A 21108-nucleotide genomic window follows, 5' to 3' on the forward strand; every position below is an offset into this window, starting at 1 on the left:
GCCCCTTCGTAGGCGTGTGCTGGGGGATTTGCCGAAAGGCACGACTCAGGTCGCGCCGGATCATTTGCCGACCGCGCCGGCGTCGACGGCGAGCTGACTGCCGGTGACGTAACGAGCCTCGTCGGAGGCCAGGTAGACCACCGCGTTGCTGATGTCGACCGGCTCGACCCAGGGCACCGGGAGCAGGTTCAGCCCGGCCGCCACCTCCGCCATGTCGTCCCGGCCGGGCCGGTCGAGGTCCGGCCGGAAGAACTTGTAGGTCTCTTCGTTGAAGAACATTCCAGTGCCCACCGACGACGGATTGACGGTGTTGGCGCGGATCCCGTACTCGGCCAGCTCGACGGCGAGCGTGCGCATCAGACCGAGGATGGCGTGTTTGGACGCCACGTAGTGGCCGATGTTGGGCACCCCTTTGTTGGCCGCGAAGGAGGCGGTGAGGATCAGGGACCCGCCGTGACCGGCCGAGATCATCGCGGGCACCGCGGCACGGACGGTGCGCCAGACACCTGTCAGGTTGATGTCGAGCAGTTCGGTCCACTGGTCGTCGGTAAGCTCCCACACCCGCCCGAACGAAGCGATACCGGCGTTCGCGCAGACGATGTCGAGGCGACCGAACTCGGCCACGCCCTTGCGCACGGCACGCCGCAGCGCGTCCTGGTCGCGGACGTCGGCGATGTGCGTGCTGATCCGCGCGTCGTGTTCCTCGACGAGCCGCTGCGTCTCCCGGAGATCTTCGGGAGTCGACAGTGGATAGTTGATCGATTCGACCGGGGCGCAGGCGTCGATGGCGATGATGCTGGCGCCTTCTTCGGCCAGGCGCACGGCGTGTGAGCGACCCTGCCCCCGGGCGGCCCCGGTAACCAGCGCGACCTTCCCCGCGACTCGTCCTTGGCGTGACATCAACACCCCTTGTTGTCTTATATACGAGACACTTGTAGTCTGGTGAAAACGGTGTGAGTCTCGTCATACCGTGGAGGGATGTCAAGGGGCGAAGCAGGGATCTCGGCGACTTCAAGGGAAATCGACGCGCTCGCACAGCGCCGCATCACCCGGGGATTACACCTCAAGATCCGGAAAATCCGCACGCGGGTCCGTCTGCGTCCACTCAGCCACCGCCATCAAATCGGAAAACAGCTGCGGCTCCAGGCCCCCAGTCCCTGCCGACACACCACTCCCAGAACCCTGCGCAGCACCGGCGTCGTTGATCTCCGCAAGCCGCGCCGAACCCCACGCGCGGCTCTTCCCGAACTTCTTCGCCAACTCCAGTCCGGTATAGGGCTCACCCGCGTCACGCGCACGACGCGCCTCCACACGAGCCTCTTCCCGCACCTGCTCAGCCAAATCCTGCCGACTCACATCCCCCTCATCCTTGATCTCCGCAAGCCGCGCCGAACCCCACGCGCGGCTTTTCCCGAACTTCTTCGCCAACTCCAGTCCGGTATAGGGCTCACCCGCGTCACGCGCACGACGCGCCTCCACACGAGCCTCCGCCCGCACCTGCTCACCCAAATCCTGCCGACTCGCAACACCCTCATCCTTGATCTCCGCAAGCCGCGCCGAACCCCACGAGTGGCTCTTCCCGAACTTCTTCGCCAACTCCAGTCCGGTATAGGGCTCACCCGCGTCACGCGCACGACGCGCCTCCACACGAGCCTCCGCCCGCACCTGCTCACCCAAATCCTGCCGACTCGCAACACCCTCATACTTGATCTCCGCAAGCCGCGCCAAACCCCACGCGCGGCTTTTCCCGAACTTCTTCGCCAACTCCAGTCCGGTATAGGGCTCACCCGCGTCACGCGCACAGCGCGCCTCCACACGAGCCTCCTCCCGCACCTGCTCATTCAATTCCGGCCGACTCACATCCCCCTCATCCTTGATCTCCGCAAGCCGCGACGAACCCCACCTTTCGCTCTTCCCGAACTTCTCCCCCAACGCCAGCCCGGTGTAGGGCTCACCCGCGTCACGCGCACGACGCGCCTCCACCCACGCCTCCGCCCGCATCTGCTTGGGGTCCCCCAATTCCGGCCCGCTCCCCTCCCCGCCATCCCTTATCTCCCGAAGCCGCGCCAAACCCCACGAGCTGCCCTTCCCGAACTTCGTCCCCAACGCCTTGCCGGTGTAGGGCTCACCCGCGTCGCGCGCACGACGCGCCTCCACCCGTGCCTGCTCCCGCACCTGCTCGTCCAAATCCGGCGAGCTCCTATTGCCCGCATCCCTCATCTCCTGGATCCGCGCCAATCCCCACCAGTCGCTCTTCCCGAACCTATGCCCCAACGCGACACCGGTGTGGGGTCTACCAGCATCTTGCGCACGACGCGCCTCCGCCCGAGCCTCCTCCCGCACCTGCTCCGAGTCATCCGATTCCGGCCCGCTCCCGTCAGCGTCACGACGGAGTTCCGCAAGCCGTGCTCGACCCCACCTTTCGTTCCTCCCGAACTTCTTCCCCAACTCCTTGCCGGTGTAGGGCTCGCCCGCGCTACGAGCACGACGTGCCTCTGCTACCGCATCCTCTCTCAACTGCCTATCCCTGCTTCGTTTTCCGGACGTGCCACCTGGTCCCGCCAGCCTACGTTCAGCACCTTCATCGACCACGTCATCGGAGCGCCCCCGCTTGCGGCCACTGCTCTCAGCAATCGGATTCGTTTCGCCGACACCACGATCACTGTCCGCACCAGACAGCTCCGCTGCACCTGGCCCGAGCCCGAGACCGAGGACCGGTAACAAATCTGGCGAACGATGAATATTCAATTCCCGCCGCACCCGCTCAACCAACGCCCCGGCAAGGTTCACCCGCTGCCGAAAACCCGCCAGCTCCACACCGTCGAACCCCTGCCGCCCCAACATCGCCGACCACAGCTCAACCCGCTGCCGCAATCCGGGCAGGTAACCCTCCGGCGCACCCGGCAAAAGCCCCTGCAAAGCATTCACCGACGCCGTCAACTCAGCTACCAGCCGAGACCTCTCAACCGCCTCCACCCCCACCACCGGCTCAACCACCTCCACCCCCACCACCGGCTCGACCTCGGATGCCACCGCCGGATCAGCAGTATTCGCCCCTGGATCCTCGATATCCCTTGCCGGCTCCCACGCCTGCTCCGCGGTCTCCGGATCAAACCACCACACCGTATCTTCGGTCAGCTCAGGGGCAGCCGGATCAAGCCCCCACGTCATGGGAACCTCCACCAACCCCGCCGCCATACCACCGACCTGACCGCTCTCCGCAACCTCCCCGGACCCCGGGAAATCCGTTACCTGATCCTGCTCCGCTCCGGCATGGACGGCCAGCCCCGTGCCCTCCGTACCAAGACGTGCCGCCAATTCCCGGGAAAACCGCACCGCCTCGGCGCGGCCAGCCTCGCCAGACTTCGCCGCGACCAAGGCAATTACATCATCGAGCGACAGATCGGCATCGCCACGCGCCAGCGTCACCACATCATGCGTGCCCTGCACGATCCGCACCGCCACATCAGGCGGACCACCCGCCGCGTGCGCCCGCTCTACGGCCCGACGCAGATACGACACCGTCCACCCCGTCACACCGGCCGATACCGGACTCCCCTCGGCATGGCCCTGCATGCCCGACTCGGGCACCACCGTGTCGCGTGCCGTGGAGTCAGCGTCGGCGTCCACTCGCACCGGCTCCACCGGCGGAACGGTAGTCGACGAATTCGCCAAAGAATCCAACCAGTCGCGCCCCTCGCTGAGCCGCTTCGGCGTCGTCCCCGTCCGGCTGGGTCCATCGATCGGGCGGGGACGGGAGCCGTCGGGATCGAAACGCATCCACCGCGGACCATGCGGACCACGCCCCGGCATCACCGCAACGACATCACGCCCCAACCCCCGCGCCAGCTCCGACGCCTGCACCCACGACACCACACCAGGACCCTTCCCCGACACCAACACCACCGGACTTGCACCTGCACCACCCACCCGGCCACGCACGAACTCCACAACCTCACCACCGGACACCACATCCACCGGCACCGACACTCGCACCGAACCCGCAGGCAACCTCACCGGCTCCACACCCAACTCCGGACCGCCCGAAACCACCGCGCCCGATGCGTCCGGCGACACCGACCATTCCGCCAGCAGCGACGGCGGCACGCCACTGGCCGGGTCCGCCGATTCCACATTCCCCGCAACCGAATTCACGCTGGTACCCGCCCCCACAGACGGAACGGCCGCTCCATCCCACGCAGCCCCCTGTTCCGGCAACATGATCCCGTCTTCGGCAACCGGAACCACCCCGGCCACAGGAAAAATCGTTTCCGACACCACGGAATCAGAAGCCACACCGGGCACATCAGAGGGGTCCGTCACCGACCCGCCCACCAGCGATTCGGGCACCCGTGCGGCAGGCTCTGCCACCCGCACACCGTCCACCGGAATACCCGGCACCCCGATGCTGAGGCGGTCGTCACGTAGTGGCGTATCGGTACGGGAATTCTTTGCAGTCACCGCATCGTCAGGCATCGCGGTGTCACGCTGGTAGTCATTCTGACTGGCCATGCCGGATGAACGAGCTTCCGCGTGGTCACCGTGGGCAAGGGCTCCATATTCCGGCGGTGCGCCGACACCGGCGTCGCCCGCCGTCACCTCACCTTCATGCACCGGCGAAATGGCCGGGTAATCACCAAGGCTGTCCACATCACCGCGGATATGGTCATCACCCGGAAACGTGCTGTAGGGCGGCGGGCCCGGCCTTTCCTGATCCCGCAGTGCACCCAAAGCCGTCGCATCGCCCTTATACCACGACGACAACCCGGCGTCCTTCGGAGTCTCGAATACACCTGGTACCGGCACCCCAGAGTCCACACCGGACAGACCGTTCGGGGAGCCGGACCTTTCGCCGCGAGTCTCCAGGGAGCCGGGCTTCTCACCCGGCTGCGACCCCGACTCCACCTTCAAGTCTCCGGTCGCCTCGGTGTCGGTGCGCGCGCCGCCGCTGCCGGAATCCTTCTCCCCGCCGGCGATGTCCCGGGCCCGGCCCACCGGGGTCAACCCGCCGCGCAATGCCAGGCCCGCGATGTTGCCGATGCCCGAGCCCACCGCTTCGGACAGCCCTGCCGTGAACGAAAACGGATTCCACTGTGCCCCCTGACCGCTGAGCGCCCCATACCCGCTTTCGCCGAACATTTCGGTCAGGCCCTCTTCCAGCGACTCCCCCAGCCCGTGACCGAACCGCGCCGACCACATCGCCCGCACCGACATCCCCGTGTAATCGTCCAGGCACTTGGAGGCCACATCGGCGAAGCGCGCCATCGATGAGACCGGGTACTGCTGCGCGTGCTCCTCCGCCGCATGCTTGGCCGCCGCCGCCAACACCTCAGCATCGATCTCATCACCCAGACCGCGCACCAACACCTTGGTGATCGCGTTGCCTACGACATTGCCCAACGCCGACAACGGCACCGCCAACAACGCACTGAACGACCCCACCCCCACCGCCATCTCGGTCAGCTGGCCATCCCACTTCTTCCGCGTCCCCAACGCGAACTGCACAACGTGCGCCCCACCATCAATCACCACCTGCAACCCGATCCCGACAATCTGGGCCACCGCCAGCCGCATGAACAGCTGCCCCCACCACCGCGACAACAGAAAGCGCATCACCGCAAACCGCGCCGCCAACCACGCCATACTCGCCCCCGCCGTCAACCCCGCCATCGACACCGCCCACACCACCTCCCCCAACAACAGCAACAACCCACCCACCGTCACAAACTTCAAATACTGCACCTGCAACGCCAGATTCCGCACAAACCCCGCCAACTCCCGCAACCCCACACCACCCGACTCCAATACCGGACCAAACGCCTCCAACCGCTGCGCGAACCGATCCGCCGCCTTACCCGAAAACCCACCCCGTACCCGCCCCACCACATCCCCCACCACCGGACCCAACGTCTCCACCGTCGCCGCACCCGACTCCAACGCCCCCGCCACCTCGAACAACGCATCCTCATCCGCATCCGTCATGTCCTCACCGGTCAACACCTGAAAAAGCCGCCTCACCTCCGCCGGTACCAGCACAGACACGCGACAACACCCAATCAGATCGAACTCGGACTCGGCCGAAGGGACCAACAGCACCGTAATGTAAGTCAGCCAAATCCCGGCACTAGACCGTGCACCAAGCAGGTGCGGCGACTATGCGCGTTCAGCTGTCAAGAAAACGGAGAAAAGGGAAACTATTCCTGCCCGTTCGAATTCCGGAGCGTGCTCTCCGCCCCTTCCGTGAATTCCGGCACAGGGGCGACGATGCCTTCGGGTGCCAGCTGTTGTGAACGTGCCTGTCTTGGCGCGGATCCCAACCCCCACTCTGGCGTTAACCTGCAGCGTCGACACTGTCCGCCTCGCCACTACATCATTAGCATATTCAGGCACCTACCCGACCTTACTGAGGTCGCTCGTGCCTGGTCTACAAAACTTGATCGGGTTCATGGCCGGGAGCTGAAGCGGTGCACCCGAGTTGCCGCTCCCGCGCAGCGGACGGCGTCATCGGAGGTTGCTGGTGTGCCCGAGGGAGTATCGACCTGGCTGCGGCATGTAGGTCAGCCCGTGCGGGCCGGCGCCGACGCGGATGCGGGCCAGCAGGTGCCCGCTTTCGGTGTCGATCACGTAGACCTCGCTGCGGTACCTGCCGGACAACCACAACTGCTTGCCGTCGGCGGAAACCCCACCCATGTCCGGGCTTCCGCCGCCGGGGATGTGCCACTTGGCGATGGGCTGGTGCGTGGTGGTGTCCAGGACCGACACACTGCCCTCCCCGCGGTTGGAGATGAACGCCCGCCGGGAATCACGGGAGAAGTAGATTCCGTGCGCGCCTTTGCCGGTGGGCACAAAGCCGATCTGCCGGCTTGCCGCACCGTCGAATAGATAGACGCCCCCGGCCATCATGTCGGCCACGTAGAACGTCCTGCCATCCGGCGTCAACCGGCTGTCCTGTGGCATCCCGTTGGGCGCGCGGTCAAGCTTGAAGGTGTGTAGCTGTCGGCGCCCGGCGACGTCGAGCACGATCATCTTGTTGGCGAACTCGCACGTCACCAGCGCGAGCTTGCCGTTGGCGGTGAAATCCATGTGGTTGACCCCGGCACAGTCCGGCACCTGCAACTGTCCCTGCGCCTGCCAGGTGTGCGGATCGTAGAAATCCAGTCGCTTGTAGAACTCGGCGACGACAATGGCCGACTTGCCGTCCGGGGTGAAGTACAGGTTGTAAGGGTCCTGGATCTGCCTTGGGGCACCGGGCTTGCCGGTCTTCGGATCGATGGGTGTGAGCGTCCCGGCGGGCACCTTGTCCGCAGTGACATAGAGCGTCTTCAGGTCATAGGACGGAACCACATGTTGCGGCTCGTTTCCCCCGGGGAACGTGTCGACGACCTTGAAGGTGTTCGGGTCGATCACCGACACCGTGTTGTCCTCGCTATTGGGCACGTACACCAGGTTGCGCACCCCGTTCATGGCTTCCGACAGTCGGCCGGGGCGCGTCGCCGCGTACACGTCACCGGGGTCGAGCAGGGGCGGCATTCCCGGCAGGACGTCGGTCTGCACCGGCACCGGCACCGGCGGAAGAGCCGCCGGCTCGGGCACGTCGGCGAGCACCTTGCGGTCCAATTCCGGGGCGCTGCAGCCTGCCACCACCAATCCGAGAATGCCGATCATCACTAGAAGCGCTTTCCTGACCCGCATGGCACGCGAGGCTACAAGCTACAAAGGTCCAATGCCGAACAGAAACGGCAGAACACTACACTTCCGAACTCGCTATAGCCCCTTCCTGGGTGATCACGGGGCAGTTGGCTTCGTTTTTATGACGCCGTGTGATCGGCAACGTGGCGTGGTTGGTGTTCGTCCCCGGAAGGCTTGGGACGCGGTTCGCGGGAAGGTCCGGACAGGTTTCCGGCCCGCGGCCGAACCGGAGAAGCCGACAAGCGCTGCACTCTGAGCTACCGGAAATGGCTGCTTGCGCAACGACCTCGGGGCCCGATATCCCGACCGGCGAAGCTCGTCGAGTTGACTCAGCCCTCCTGAACCGGACATCAAGATGGCCTCGGTTCGCGAGGCAGGTTCGTTGACCGCAGAACGTTGAGGCGGCCTCACATTTGATCGACGAGATGAAGTCCACGCCCTCGATCGCCGAGACGAGCGATCCGAATTCACCGGATACGCCAGTAGGCGCGCCGGGTAATCTTGGCCGGCAAGGGGGCGCAATATAACGTAACTGAACGGCGATAAGGGTGCGCCGAAAGCCGGCTGTGTCCGGGCCCGTCACGGGACGGTGAAAGCCCCTACCGAATCGCGGAAGTGGTCGACGATTGAGTTGAGCGAGGTGGCCGTCTGTAATTTGTCCGGCACCGTCCGGCAAATATCGTCGACGGCACCGACGAGCCCCGTAGGCAGCCGCCTACGTAGCGCCGTCGGTAGTTCTCCGGTGCTCCATCTGGCGGGCTTTGGCGAGGATGGCGTTGTGGCTCGTTTGAGTTCTTTGCCCCCCGACAGACAGGCCAGCCCCGAGGAGTTTGCGACCATGCGTCCGCTGCCTGAGCTCGAGAATCGCACCACGAGTCCCGAAGATTTGCTCGACCTTGCCCTCGAACGGTGCCGCCACTCGAGAGTTCGTCGTCGCTTCCGAGTGTCTCGTGAGTGATCAGCTAGTTTTTTATCCGAACCCGGCCAAACAAAATTCAGGGGTACGTCTCATCGGATGGTCTCATCAGATGGTGACACCGTCTGCAACCGCCGCCCGCTGTGTTAACCGACCTAGGGTGAGATGCCCCGAGCGACGCTCCTGCGTGACCGAGTCGCCGGCCTGAACAACTTCCGACCCGAGCTCAGTGTCGTCGGCACCACGGACGGCCAGCGCAACCGATACTGGTATTGCCGGAACGAGGCGCATTGCCATGGATGGCGGAACAACAGCGAAGATCCGCGTGGCCATTTTCGCACCGAACCCGCTGACTCGTGCGGGACTGGCCCAGTGCTTGGACCAGCAACAGCACATCCAGACCACCTTCGAAGACGCCGAGGTCTTAGTCGTCGCCATGGAAACCGCTGAAGCAGCCACCTTGGAATCCCTCCGGGGCCTGCGCCCCAACGCCACCACACCGCTGCTCCTCGTGGTGCAGAACCGTTGGCACGCGGACATTGCCACGGCGGTCGAACTGGGCGTGCGCGCCATTCTGTGGCATCGCCAATTCTCCACCATTGCCTTTGCCCAAGCCATTCGCGCAGTCGGCGGCGGTGGCGGGTTTCTCCCCGCCTCGCTGCAAGGCGCGCTCATGGAGCAGGTCCAGCGGACCTACCGCGACGTGCTCGCACCGCAAGATATGACTGCCTCGGGTGTCACGAATCGCGAAACCGATGTGCTGCGGCTCGTCTCCGAAGGATTCGATCTCGAGGAGATAGCGCAAAAACTCCACTTCTCCGAACGCACCATCAAGAACATCCTTTACAAATTCATGAAACGATTCGATCTCAACAACCGCACCCACGCCGTCGCCTACGCAATCCGCGCGGGCCTCATCTGAGGTCTCGAGGATCGGAATCACGACGGCGGGGCCCGCACGCTCCGGAAGAGATGAACATGTCCCCTGGAATTTCCCAACCCGCCGTGCTCGCTGTGCGGCGTCGAGCCCCGCATCCCTCGCGGCCGGTCCCGCCGCGAGGGATGCGGGTGCTCCTGGGATGCCGGCACTGTGCATCTCTGCCCCAGCAAGTGGGATCCACCTACACGGGGGGTGGCCAGCGATGAACCCCGCCAGCGTCGGTTTCGTGGCCGCCACCGCCCTCGGGTGGGCCTTCACCGGCGTCCACGTCACGAGCCTGCGACGCCGCCTGCGCACCGACCCGCTGACCGGACTCGGCAACAGGTTGGCGTTACAACGGATTGCCCGGCGCAGCTCGCGCTCTCCTGGCCGCCGCGTCGCGGTCCTGTTGCTGGATCTCAACGGGTTCAAGCCCGTCAACGACACCTTCGGCCACTGCGTCGGCGACCGGGTCCTCATCGAGATCGGCCGCCGCCTGCGGGCGTACCAGGGGCCCGGCCGCCTCGCCGTTCGGCTCTCTGGCGACGAATTCGCCTTCTGGATCAGCAACGCGCCGGACGACCAAACAGTCGAGCAGCTGCGCCATGACCTTGCCGCCGCCATCGCCGAGCCGCTGTGCGTCGACGATCACCCGATCACCATCACCGCCAGCATCGGTACCGCCGCTACGACCGATCCGCTGGCCCGCGTGGAGGACCTGCTGGAGCCCGCGGACAAGACGATGTACCGGGAAAAGCACCGGTATGTCGGCGAGCAGCGCCGGCTGCGGATTGATTCGCGGTCGCGGCGTCGGCGGGAGGAGGTCGCGTGATGACCGACTCCACGAAACCAGAGCGTCCACTGTTGACCATGAGCTGCGCCACGGAGGTATTCGCATGTCCGCGCACGCCGTGACTCCTGTTGAGATCCCCGCCGACGCAGTCGCCGAGATCGGCGAATTGCCGCGCACCGCTTCCCGAATCCGGCGAAACCGGTTCGGCCAGTGGTGCACCCGCGACGCCTACGGCACGTGGACGCCGCACTGCGGCTACGACGCCGCGCTGCGGGTCGTCGACGGCGACGAGGTTTGCTGACAAACCGGCACCGGCCCGCCCGGCCTGAGCCTGTCGTGCGGTCCGCGGCTGGCCGGTGATCAAAGCCCGCGCCAGCCTTGCCCCGGGGCGGAATTGACATGCGCTCAAACAGCGTGGAACCTCGGTTATTGTCCGCGCTGTCCGTGTCAGCATGGCTCGCCCTTGTCGATGAGACGGGGGAGGCTGGTAATGCCTACTAACTGTCGGTCCGACTCCGAGTATGAGCACCGCGGCTCGGTGGGCACGCGCCCCAGCGGGCAGCTACCTGATTCGCGCGGCTTTGTCGGGCGTAGGCGTGAGTTGAGCGAGATCCGGACGATCCTGGGCAACTCCGGGCTGGTGACCCTGACCGGCGTCGGCGGCGTGGGCAAGACCAGCCTGGCGCTACGGGTCGGCGCCCAGGCCCGCCGCGCCTTTCCCGACGGCGTGTGGTTCGTCGACCTGACCAAGATCCGCGACCCGGAACTACTGGGCTGGGAAATGGACAGCTCCGAATTCGTCGCCCACGTCGTGGCCATGGAACTAGGCGCAGCCGAACCCACCCTGCCCGGACTACTCGACCACCTCGCCGACCGAGACCTCCTGCTGATCCTGGACAACTGCGAACACATGATCCCCGGATGCGGACTGCTGGCCAACGCCCTACTGCGCACCTGCCCACGCCTGCGCATCCTGGCCACCAGCCGCGAACCACTGCGCATCCACGGCGAAATGACCTACCCCGTACCACCCCTGTCCACCCCCCACCCCGACAACCAACCCACCCTGGCCGACCTCATCGAATCCGAAGCCGCCGCCCTGTTCACCACCCGAGCCAAAGCCGCCGTGCCCACCTTCGAACTCACCGAAACCAACTACCGCGCCGTAGCCGGCATCTGCCACCGCCTCGACGGCGTACCCCTGGCCATCGAACTGGCCGCAGCCTGGCTCCCGACACTGAGCCCCCAGCAGATCCTCGACCGCCTCATCGACAGATTCCTCCTACTCACCCGCGGCAGCCGCACCGCACCCGACCGCCAGAAAACCCTCCGAGCCTGCCTGGACTGGTCCTTCGAACTCTGCACCAAACCCGAACGCACCCTCTGGAGCCGCCTATCGGTCTTCGTCGGCGGCTGCGAACTCGACGCCGTCGAAGGCATCTGCACCGACGACGAACTCCCCCAAGCCGCCCTCCTGGACGTCATCGCCGGACTCATCGACAAATCCATCCTCATCTGCGAAGACCACGGCACCACCAAACGCTTCCGCATGCTGGAAACCGTCCACCACTACGGCGAACAACACCTCCACCACACCGGCGAATACGACACCCTGCGCCGCCGCCACCGCGACTGGTACCAGAACCTGGTCGCCCGCGCACGCGCCGAATGGGTCAGCGACCAGCAAGGACACTGGCTCAACCGCATCCGCAGCGTACTGTCCAACCTCCGCGCCGCCGTCGAATTCTGCCTCGGCCAACCCGGCGAAGCCCACGAAGCCATGCGCCTGGTCGTCACCCTGCCCTGGCCCTGCTGGTGGGGCCTGGGTCTGTTCACCGAAGGCCGACGCTGGCTCCACCTGGCCCTGGCCCAAGCACCCCAACCCACCGTCGTCCGCGCCAAAGCCCTCCTCCTCGACGCCGAACTGGCCATCGCCCAAGGCGACACCGACATCGCCCAAGGACTACTCGACCAAGGAAACCGACTCGCCCAACGACTCGGCGACCCCCTCACCCTCGCCTACGCCGCCCACGTCCAAGGCATGGGCGCCCTGTTCGCCGGCGACCTGCCCGCCGCCGCCCACGCCCTGCACCGAGCACGCACGATCCTCGCCCACACCGACGAACCCGACCCCAACCTCGCCCTGCTGACCCTGCTGCCCTCCGGCGTCACCGCCGGACTACAAGGCGACCACGACCTCGTCCAGGAATGCCGCCGGCACATCCTCGCCATCACCCACGCAGGACCCGCATTCCGCCAGGCCATGTGGCTCGTCGGAGTCGCCGCCTGGGCCGACGGCAACATCACCGAAGCCGGCCACTACCAAGAGGAATACCTCCGCTTCAGCCAAGAACAAGGCCTCAATCCGCTCGCCGCTGCGCGGTCCCTGGAGGTGCTGGCCTGGGTCTCAGCCAAGCAGCGACAGTACCAACGGGCCGCCACCCTGCTCGGCGCCGCCGGAGCCCTCTTCCGCGACGTCGGCACGTCGTTCCGCGCTTTCAAACATTTGGTTGGCTTTCACCAAACATGTGCGCAGGAAACGCGCGAAGCACTGGCCGACACCGTATTCGAGGACACCGTGGAGCGCGGTCGCAATCTCACGTATGAGGGCATGCTCGCATACGTTCTCGGGGAGAAGCGGCCGGAACCGGCACCGGCCGGACAGGTCACGGCCCTGCTGACCCGCCGCGAACGAGAAGTCGCCGACCTAGTCGCCCAAGGACACAGCAACAAGGAAATCGCCGCCGCGCTCGTCATCTCCCTACGCACGGCCGAAACCCACGTCGAAAACATCCTCCGCAAACTCGGTTTCACCTCCCGCTCCCAGGTGGCCGCTTGGGCATACGCCCAGCGACGCACTGGCGACAACGCGTGACCGCCGAACGGCAAGGCTGATTGATCCTCGCGCGCGCAGGATCGCCCAGCCCCGATTACCCCGGCCCGGCGGTCGGTGGCCTATTCCGGCCCCGAATCTGATCGCTTATCGCTACGCTGCGGCAGCCCACGCACGAGGAGCCGCGACGACCATGTCCGACAACGACGAACTGCCGTCCTTCGACGGCGCGAGGGACACTCTTGACCTGATCAGCACGCTTTACACCAGACGCCCGCGAGACCGTACCGAGCTGCCGATGCTGTGCCTGGTCCGCCCCGAGGAGCACGAGGACCTGTTGCAGGCGATCTCGCACCGCCTCGATGAGGGCAGACCGCACCGCATCCCGCACGCGCTGGTGGAGCTGAGCGGCCCGATCCGGCTGCCCCGGGACGCGGGGCCGGAGCGGCTGGCCGAGCCCACGCACGCCGACGTCAAGCAGGTTCGCGACCTGCTGGTCAACATCGCCCACGAACTTGCCCAGGCCCGCAACTCCCGGACCGGGCGGCTGCGCTTTCCTCGGCTGTCGCTGGCGAATTGGCTGATGGATCAGGACGTGCGGCTTGGCGGCGAGAACACGCCGAAGGTCCTGCGCCGGCAACTGCGCGAGCGCGGCATCGACCAGCGGGTGTCGGGCGCGCTCGACTCCCTGGAGCAGCACGGCCAGAACCTGCCACCGTGGCTGCGGTGGGCCCCGGTGCTGATCGGCACGCTGCCGCCGGTGTGGTTCCGGATCAAGTCCAGCGGGCGGATTCCGCTGCTGAGCGCGGAGTTCCGGTGGTTCCTGCGCCAGCCCTACCTGGCGGCCGAGAACCCCGGGACGTTCGTCGGATTCGCCGAACGGCTGACCGCGCCGGGCTGGCACCGGGAATCGCCTGACCAACTGCTGAAGTTCCTCACCAACGCCTTCCTGGAAGACCTGCGGCAGGCGTACGCGGGCTCGGCACGGCACACGACCAACGCGGTAGTGCTGCTGGACCACATCACGCTGTTCAACGGCGGGTACCGGCTGCTGGACCTGATCAACGACGTCCGCAACGACACCGGGCGGGCCGACCCGTTGCTGCTGATCACCGGCAGCCGGTACGTGCCGCCGTACCGGACCGCGCCGGACTCCCGGAACGCGCGGCCGAAGGCCTACCCGCCGGCCGAGGCAGGCAACGGCTACCGGGAATGGCGCGACGCGCTCGACCTCGCACGCAAGCAGCGCAGGGAGGTCGCCTGGTATCTGCCGATCCGCATCCCCGTCTCCGGTGAGCAGGGCGATCTCCCGCTTTACACCTTCGTGGTTCGGCGCCCGCCCTGGTGGTCGCGCCGCCTGACCTCGGTGGGAGCAGTGGTAGCGCTGGTGGCGGCGCTGGCCACCGGATACGCGACGTGGAGCCACCGGCACTGCGAGGCATGGCCCGGGCTGAGCCCATCGCTGACGCTGATCGGCGACGAATGCATCGGCGTCTCCGACGGTTCCCACCCCCTTCCGCAACCCGCCGACCACCACATCGACCCCCACATCGACGCGGTGCGCGCGCAGATCCTCGACAACAACCGGCGCGCGGAGGCGCTGCACCGCGAATCGCCGAAGCGCCCGTTCGTCACCCTCGCCTACGTCGGCGCGCTGACCTCGTCCTCCGGTGACGCGGGCGGGCTGGTGGCCAAGCGCGAGGAGCTGGCCGGGGTCGCTGTCGCACAGCGCGACGCGCTGGAGCGCGACGGCACTCCCCTGGTCCGCGTGCTGCTGGCCAACGCGGGGCGCGACATGCTGCATGGGCCGGAGATCGCCCGCAGGCTGGGCGAACTCGCCGACCGCGACCCGACGCTGGTAGGGGTGATCGGCCTGGACCGCAGCAGCACTCCGACCGACGAGACCATCCGGATGCTGACCCGAGCCGGGCTGCCGATGGTTGCCGCCCCGCTGACCGCGGACAAGACGAGCGCCGAGTTCCCGATGTACTACCAGGTCGCCCCGCAGAACCAGCGCCAATCCCGGGTCGCCGCCGAACTGGTTTCCTACCTCCAGGGCCACGACGTGCTCGGCATGGGCGCCTTCGACCGCAGCGTGCGTGTCTATTACTCCGAAGATCCAGCCGACGTCTACAGCACAAACCTGCGCCAGGACATCGAGAACGCCATGCACGACAAGGGTTTCTCCGTGGAGTCGCGCGCCTTCGGTGCCGATGACGCGTGGACGGCCGGTCAGTCCGCGTGCGGGTTCCGCGGACTGGTGTACTACGCCGGGCGAGGCGTGCCTGAGTTCGACCTGTTCCTCGGTGGGGTCGGCAACGGCTGCCGCAGCGATCCGCCGCTGATCCTCGGCGGGCACGACACCTCCCGCTACGTCGCCGACCAGCGGATGCGGGAACGCAACCGCAAGATCCCGCTGCTGTACCAGACCGCGGCGATCGGCCCGTCGGGCGACGATCCACTGACCGAGGACCGACTGACCGAGGCCGAGCAGGTCTTCTACGACAAGCTGTTCCGGCTGTTCCCCTTCGAGCGCACCGCCGAAGGCCGGTCCCTGGACGGCCATGCCGCGCTGGCGCACGACGCGGTACTGAGCATGGTCAGCGCGGTGCAGCACCTGCACGGCGACGGCATCCCGGTCAGCCCAGCCGCGGTGTGGCGCGAGCTCAACGACATCCACGAAGGCGGGTCCGGCACGGTCGAAGGGGCCACCGGGGTGCTCGACTTCGGTGGCACGCTCGGGCGCAATGTCCCCGAGGACAAGCCAGTCGCGATCCTGCGAGTCGACGCCGACGGCGCAGTGGACCCAAACGTGGTCTGGTACTGCGCGCAGCGCAGCCGCCCAGTCGCGCCGGTGGTCACGCTCGCCTGCCCCGCAACCGGCTGACAAACCCGTCGTCCAGGAGGTCCTCGATCATGATGGGAATGTGGCGGACGCGGATGCCGGTGGCATTGAAAATGCCATTGGCAATAGCCGCCGCCATGCCGACTATGCCGATCTCGCCCAGTCCTTTCGCACCGACGGCGTTGTGCAGCGTGTCCGGGTACTCGACGAAGCGGACGTCGACTTCGGGGATGTCCGCGTTCACCGGGAGCAGGTAGCTCGCGAAGTCACCGTTGGCCAGCCGGCCGTTCGCCTCGATCTCCAGGCCCTCGTGCAGCGCGGCCGACACACCCCAGATCATGCCGCCGATGAGCTGGCTGCGAGCCGCCTTCTCGTTGATGATCCGGCCGGCGTCGAACACGCCGAGCATGCGGGACACCCGAGCCTCGCGCGTCCACCTGTGCACTCGGACCTCGCAGAATTGGGCACCGAACGAGCTGAACGAATGCTTGGTCAACTCCTCGCCGGGAGCCGACGAACCGGTCGCGGAGATCGACGAGCGGTTGACCGCCCGCAGCACGTCGCCGAAGGTCATCGTCCGGCCGCCTCCCAGCACGCGACCGTCCGCGTACGAGACCTCCACGCCGTCGAACGGCGCCCCCGGAGACGACGCCAAGGCCAGCAGATCGTCGATCACCTCGGCCGCGGCGATCATGATGGCCGAACCCGCACTCGCCGTGGCGGTCGAGCCACCGGACATGCCACCGGGTGGCAACGCCGAGTCGCCGAGCCGCGGCGTGATCCGGTCCGGCGAGATGTCCAACGATTCGGCGCCCACCAGGGAAAGCACCGTCAGCAGGCCGGTTCCCGGATCCGCCCCGCTGGTCGCGACCACGGCCGTGCCGTCTGCCCGCAGCGTTACCTCGACCGTGGCCGGGAACCGGAGGGCGGGAAACATCGCGGTGGCGGTGCCGAGACCCACGAGCCAGTCGCCATCGGTGCGGCCTCGCGGCGAGCGGTCCGCCCAGCCGAACCGGGCCGCGCCGACGCGGAAGCACTCATCGAGGTGTTTGCTCGACCACTCCAGGTCCCTGCCGGGCGGCGCGGTTGAGTCGTTGCGCAGGCGCAGCTCGATCGGGTCCATGTTCAGCGCGACCGCGAGTTCGTCGATCGCGCTCTCCAGCGCGAAGGACCCGGGCGCCTCACCCGGCGCTCGCATGAACGTGGTCGGCGGGATGTTCAGCGGCACCATCCGCTGGCTGATGGCCAGGTTCTGGGTGGCGTACCACTCCCGCGAGGTGCCGTGCGAAGTCGGTTCGACGAAAGAACGGTCTACCGGCGTGCTGGACCACGAGTCGTGGCGCAGTGCGATCAGCGTGCCGTCGGTGTCCGCGCCGAGGGCGATCTTCTGCACCGTCGCGGGGCGGGTCGCGGTCGCGGTGAAGACCTGTTCCCGGCTGAGCGCGGCCTTGACCGGCCGGTTGAGGGCCCTGGCCGCGGCCGCAGCTAAGAACGCCGGTGCGGACGTACGGCCTTTGCCGCCGAAAGCCCCGCCCACGAAGGGATTCACCGCGCGGACCGACGATGGATCCGTGTCCAGCGCCGTGGCCAGCTCCGCCGCCTGGATGTTGGCACCTTGATTTCCACTGTAGACGGTGAGGCCGTCGGAGTCCCATACCGCGACCGCGGAATGCGGCTCCATCGCGGCGTGGTTCTGGGTCGCGGTCGTGTACGTCGCCTCGACGACCATCGGACTGGCCGCCAGTGCGTCCTCAATGGACTCGACGCCGGACGCGAGGACCGTGAGGGACGGCGGCGAACCGTCCCGGGTCGACGGCGCGTCCTCAGCCGAGTCGAGGCCGTCCCGAAGCGAGGTCAGTGCCGGCCGCGCAAGGTAGGAGACCTCGATGAGCATCGCCGCGTCCCGGGCCTGCTCGTAGGTCTGCGCCACCACGAAGCCGATCGGCTGGCCGTAGTAGGTGACTTCCCTGTCCTGCAGCGGAACCCATGTCTCGCCAAGGGGCGGGAAGCTCGGCGTGCGCAACTCCAGCGAGTCGAACGGCGAATACACGCCGATCACGCCGGGAGCGCTCTTCGCCGCTGTGACGTCCATGGCCGCGATCTCGCCGTGGGCGATCGTGCTGAGCACGACGTATCCGTGGACCATGCCGGGAAAGTTGTTGTCCGCCCCGTACTTTGCCCGTCCGGTGACCTTCACCGGACCGTCCAGCCGACTGGTCATCAACGGCTCCCCTCGGTCAGTTCGAGCAGCGCGCGGACAACGGTCCGCTTCAGCAAGGGCACCTTGAAACCGTTGCCGGACAACGGCCTGGCACCGTCGGCCGCAACGGACGCGGCGGCCTCGAAGGAGGCCAGAGTCGCGGGCGCACCGCGCAGGGCCGCCTCGACCGCGGCGAGCCGCCAAGGAACGGTCGCCACGCCACCGACCGCCACCCGGGCGTCGATGATGTGTGAGTCCTGGACGTCCAGTGCGACCGCGGCGGAACACAGTGCGAACTCGTAGGATTGCCGATCCCGCACCTTGACGTACGTGGAACGCGACGCCCAGTCCAGTCTCGGGACCAGGACCTCGGTGATCAGTTCACCGGGGCGAAGGTCGTTGTCCACCTCCGGGGCCTCGCCCGGCGGGCGGTAGAAGTCAGCTAGCTTGATGGTGCGGCCTCCGGCGGCGCTGACCAGCCGGACCTCCGCGTCGAGTGCGACGAGCGCCACCGCCAAGTCGCTGGCGTGCGTTGCCACGCAGCTCTCGCTCGTGCCCAGCACGGCATGCATCCGGTTGGCCCCGGAGATCGCCGGGCAACCGCTGCCCGGTTCCCGCTTGTTGCACGGCATGGCGACATCGCGGAAGTACGTGCACCGTGTGCGCTGCAACAGGTTTCCGCCGATGCTGGCCATGTTCCGCAGTTGCTGCGAAGCGCTCAGCAGCAAGGCGCGGGAGATGACCGGATACACGCCGGGGTGCTCGGCGATGTCGCTCATCCGCTCCAACGCGCCGATCCGCAGCCCGTCGCCGGCGTGGATGCCTCGCAGCGGCAGCTCGTTGATGTCCACGACGTGCCGCGGGGTCAGGACGTTGATCTTCATCAGGTCGACGAGGGTGGTGCCGCCGGCCAGGAACGTGCCGGGCGAGGCGAGCGCGGCTTCCACGGTGGCGGGTTCGGTGAGTTCAAAGGGACGCATCGGCCTGCCTCGCTTGTTCGACTGCCGCGATGATGTTCGGGTAGGCCGCGCAGCGGCAGAGGTTGCCGGACATGAACTCCCGGACGTCCTCGACGCCCTGCCGGACCGCGGCTACCGCCGACATGACCTGCCCGGACGTGCAGAACCCGCACTGCAGGGCGTCCTGGTCGACGAACGCCTGCTGGACCGGATGCAATTGGTCTCCTGTGGACAGTCCTTCCACCGTTGTCACGCGCTGTTTCACGGTGGCGGCCAGGGTGAGACACGAAAGCACCGGCCGGCCGCCGACGTGCACCGTGCAGGCGCCGCATTGGCCGCGGTCGCAGCCCTTCTTCGGACCGGTGACGCCGAGGCGTTCCCGCAACGCGTCCAGCAACGTCACACCGGGATCGACGCTCAGCTGTTCGGTCCTGCCGTTGATTTCGAGTGAGATGTCCACCGGATCTCTTTTCCGCAGATCGTCCGCGTAGGAGCGAACCGGATACTCATCCGCTTCACCTCGGCGAGGCTAGCGGATAACAATCCGCTTCGCAAACGGCCCACCCACCGACCGTCGATTTCCATCGAAATCGCCGCGACCACGCCGCTTCGGCCCCCAGCGGTTGGTGCACTACATTTCAAGGCGGATGAGGCGGACAACGGGAGGGATGATGACGACGGGATCGGTCAGCCGTCGGCGCGCGGACACCCGGCGCAATCACGAGCGCATCCTCACCGCGGCGACGGAGTCGCTGGCCAGGTCGGGCGAGGTCTCGTTCAACGCCATCGCAAAGCAGGCCGAAGTGGGCGTCGGCACGGTTTACCGGCACTTCCCCACCCCGGAAGCGCTCATCCTGGCGGTCTACCAGCGCGAGGTGCGACACCTCGTCGACGTGGTGCCGAACCTGCTTGAGACGCACACCCCGGAACAGGCTTTCCGGGTATGGACGACCGATCACCTGGCGCATTACATGATGACCAAGCGGGGCCTGGCCAAAGCCCTTCGCGCCGCGACGGCGTCCCAGGGAGAACTGCCCACGAACGCCCACGAGACCCTGATCGGCGCGGTCGCCACACTGCTGAAGGCCAACGTCGAGGCCGGAACCGTCCGCGCCGACCTGGAACCGGAGACGGTCCTGCGCGGCCTGGGCGGCCTGCTGTACCTCGACCCGAGCAGCGACTGGCAGCGGCAGACCGCAAGCCTCACCGACCTGCTGTGGCGAGGCATGCGCCCGGGCAGCTGATCGGCAGATCTCTCACCTTGGCGGACTGATTCCGTCCACGGCCTGATCAGTAGAGCTTGCGCAGGACGAGATCGAGCGAGAACTCGACGTGCGCGCGGGCGACGTCGCCCGCAGCCACGGCACGCCGGTTGACCACGGCGTCGATGAGCTCGCCGTGCTGGCGCGAGGAACGCCGGAGGTCGTCGGTGCTGTAGACGGCGGCAACGCGGGCGTTGAAGTGAAACAGCCGCTGCTCGCGGAGGTTCTCAAGCAGCCGCTTGTTACCCGACGCACCACTGATCAGATCATGGAAGTCGTCGTTGGCCTTTGCGCGTTCCGCGAGCACAGTCGCGTCCTCAGTGGTCATTAGTTTTCGCTGCGCTTCGATCGCCGCCCGCTGGGCATCCGTCGCGTTCAGCGCGGCGAGCCGAGCGGCATGCGACTCTAGTGCGGCGCGGACGCCGTAGATCTCCACGACCTCCGCGGCGGAGTAGGACCGGACGACCCAGCGGCGACGGCGCGACTCGGCCAGCCCGTCCGCCGCCAGCCGCTGGATGCTCTCCCGGACCGGGGTGCGGGATACCCCAAGCCGCTCGGCGATCTCGTCCTCCACGAGTGGCGAGCCGGCGGGGATCAGACCATCGACGATGTTGCCCCGCAGCTCGCGGTAGACCTCGTCGGACAACCGCGTGCGGCCCCCCGGCCGATCCGGTTCATTGGTAGTCATTTGA

13 protein-coding genes are annotated in these 21108 nt (G+C 66.9%); 6 read left to right on the top strand and 7 right to left on the bottom strand.

The genetic code is table 11. From position 1 onward, the window contains the following. Window positions 1-60: 60 nt before the first annotated feature. The 3 genes from BJ970_RS31585 to BJ970_RS31595 all read right to left on the bottom strand — a co-directional run bounded on the left by BJ970_RS31585 (window position 61) and on the right by BJ970_RS31595 (window position 7692). Window positions 61-900, bottom strand: a complete 840-nt coding sequence (locus tag BJ970_RS31585; protein ID WP_184731028.1) for a mycofactocin-coupled SDR family oxidoreductase — start codon at window positions 898-900, stop codon at window positions 61-63. Window positions 901-1056: 156 nt separating this feature from the next. After that, window positions 1057-6042, bottom strand: a complete 4986-nt coding sequence (locus tag BJ970_RS31590) for a WXG100-like domain-containing protein (protein ID WP_184731030.1) — start codon at window positions 6040-6042, stop codon at window positions 1057-1059. A gap of 459 nt (window positions 6043-6501) precedes the next feature. Then, complete coding sequence (locus BJ970_RS31595; protein ID WP_246471910.1) at window positions 6502-7692, bottom strand: YVTN family beta-propeller repeat protein; 1191 nt, start codon at window positions 7690-7692, stop codon at window positions 6502-6504. Between the two features lie 1208 nt (window positions 7693-8900). Between BJ970_RS31595 and BJ970_RS31600 the strand changes: the two genes are divergently transcribed. The 5 genes from BJ970_RS31600 to BJ970_RS31620 all read left to right on the top strand — a co-directional run bounded on the left by BJ970_RS31600 (window position 8901) and on the right by BJ970_RS31620 (window position 16037). Beyond that, window positions 8901-9527, top strand: coding sequence for a helix-turn-helix transcriptional regulator (locus tag BJ970_RS31600; RefSeq protein WP_184731032.1), 627 nt, complete (start codon window positions 8901-8903; stop codon window positions 9525-9527). A gap of 220 nt (window positions 9528-9747) precedes the next feature. Next, entirely contained in the window at window positions 9748-10356 is a 609-nt protein-coding gene (locus BJ970_RS31605; RefSeq protein ID WP_184731034.1) for a GGDEF domain-containing protein, read from the top strand. Window positions 10357-10420: 64 nt separating this feature from the next. Next, window positions 10421-10618, top strand: coding sequence for a hypothetical protein (locus tag BJ970_RS31610; protein WP_184731036.1), 198 nt, complete (start codon window positions 10421-10423; stop codon window positions 10616-10618). 189 nt (window positions 10619-10807) lie between these two features. Further along, window positions 10808-13192, top strand: coding sequence for an ATP-binding protein (locus tag BJ970_RS31615; RefSeq protein ID WP_184731038.1), 2385 nt, complete (start codon window positions 10808-10810; stop codon window positions 13190-13192). Between the two features lie 151 nt (window positions 13193-13343). Continuing rightward, window positions 13344-16037: a hypothetical protein gene (locus BJ970_RS31620; protein ID WP_184731040.1), complete on the top strand. Its 2694-nt coding sequence runs from the start codon at window positions 13344-13346 to the stop codon at window positions 16035-16037. Here BJ970_RS31620 and BJ970_RS31625 read toward each other — a convergent pair. Genes BJ970_RS31625 through BJ970_RS31635 form a run of 3 tightly spaced genes read right to left on the bottom strand, consistent with a single transcriptional unit; the run spans window position 16009 to window position 19614 of the window. After that, window positions 16009-18216, bottom strand: coding sequence for a xanthine dehydrogenase family protein molybdopterin-binding subunit (locus tag BJ970_RS31625; protein ID WP_184731042.1), 2208 nt, complete (start codon window positions 18214-18216; stop codon window positions 16009-16011). The genes BJ970_RS31620 and BJ970_RS31625 overlap by 29 nt on opposite strands. Further along, entirely contained in the window at window positions 18216-19175 is a 960-nt protein-coding gene (locus tag BJ970_RS31630) for an FAD binding domain-containing protein (RefSeq protein ID WP_184731044.1), read from the bottom strand. Before BJ970_RS31630 ends, BJ970_RS31625 begins: the two co-directional genes overlap by 1 nt. Beyond that, the gene (locus tag BJ970_RS31635; RefSeq protein WP_184731046.1) at window positions 19162-19614 is read right to left on the bottom strand and encodes a (2Fe-2S)-binding protein; all 453 of its coding nucleotides are present in this window, start codon (window positions 19612-19614) and stop codon (window positions 19162-19164) included. The genes BJ970_RS31630 and BJ970_RS31635 overlap by 14 nt, the downstream gene beginning before the upstream one ends. A gap of 211 nt (window positions 19615-19825) precedes the next feature. Between BJ970_RS31635 and BJ970_RS31640 the strand changes: the two genes are divergently transcribed. Then, the gene (locus tag BJ970_RS31640) at window positions 19826-20398 is read left to right on the top strand and encodes a TetR/AcrR family transcriptional regulator (protein ID WP_184731048.1); all 573 of its coding nucleotides are present in this window, start codon (window positions 19826-19828) and stop codon (window positions 20396-20398) included. A 46-nt stretch (window positions 20399-20444) separates the two neighbouring features. On the opposite strand, the gene BJ970_RS31645 is transcribed toward BJ970_RS31640, so the two are convergent. Further along, the gene (locus BJ970_RS31645) at window positions 20445-21104 is read right to left on the bottom strand and encodes a GntR family transcriptional regulator (RefSeq protein WP_184731050.1); all 660 of its coding nucleotides are present in this window, start codon (window positions 21102-21104) and stop codon (window positions 20445-20447) included. Between the last annotated feature and the right edge of the window lie 4 nt (window positions 21105-21108).

This window comes from Saccharopolyspora phatthalungensis (genome assembly GCF_014203395.1).
Lineage (GTDB): Bacteria > Actinomycetota > Actinomycetes > Mycobacteriales > Pseudonocardiaceae > Saccharopolyspora > Saccharopolyspora phatthalungensis.

Bases quoted from the DNA above. Each gene is read 5' to 3' on its own strand.
- BJ970_RS31585 (WP_184731028.1), bottom strand. From the start codon at position 900: ATGTCACGCCAAGGACGAGTCGCGGGGAAGGTCGCGCTGGTTACCGGG.
- BJ970_RS31595 (WP_246471910.1), bottom strand. From the start codon at position 7,692: ATGCGGGTCAGGAAAGCGCTTCTAGTGATGATCGGCATTCTCGGATTG.
- BJ970_RS31600 (WP_184731032.1), top strand. From the start codon at position 8,901: ATGGATGGCGGAACAACAGCGAAGATCCGCGTGGCCATTTTCGCACCG.
- BJ970_RS31605 (WP_184731034.1), top strand. From the start codon at position 9,748: ATGAACCCCGCCAGCGTCGGTTTCGTGGCCGCCACCGCCCTCGGGTGG.
- BJ970_RS31610 (WP_184731036.1), top strand. From the start codon at position 10,421: ATGTCCGCGCACGCCGTGACTCCTGTTGAGATCCCCGCCGACGCAGTC.
- BJ970_RS31615 (WP_184731038.1), top strand. From the start codon at position 10,808: ATGCCTACTAACTGTCGGTCCGACTCCGAGTATGAGCACCGCGGCTCG.
- BJ970_RS31620 (WP_184731040.1), top strand. From the start codon at position 13,344: ATGTCCGACAACGACGAACTGCCGTCCTTCGACGGCGCGAGGGACACT.
- BJ970_RS31625 (WP_184731042.1), bottom strand. From the start codon at position 18,216: ATGACCAGTCGGCTGGACGGTCCGGTGAAGGTCACCGGACGGGCAAAG.
- BJ970_RS31630 (WP_184731044.1), bottom strand. From the start codon at position 19,175: ATGCGTCCCTTTGAACTCACCGAACCCGCCACCGTGGAAGCCGCGCTC.
- BJ970_RS31640 (WP_184731048.1), top strand. From the start codon at position 19,826: ATGACGACGGGATCGGTCAGCCGTCGGCGCGCGGACACCCGGCGCAAT.
- BJ970_RS31645 (WP_184731050.1), bottom strand. From the start codon at position 21,104: ATGACTACCAATGAACCGGATCGGCCGGGGGGCCGCACGCGGTTGTCC.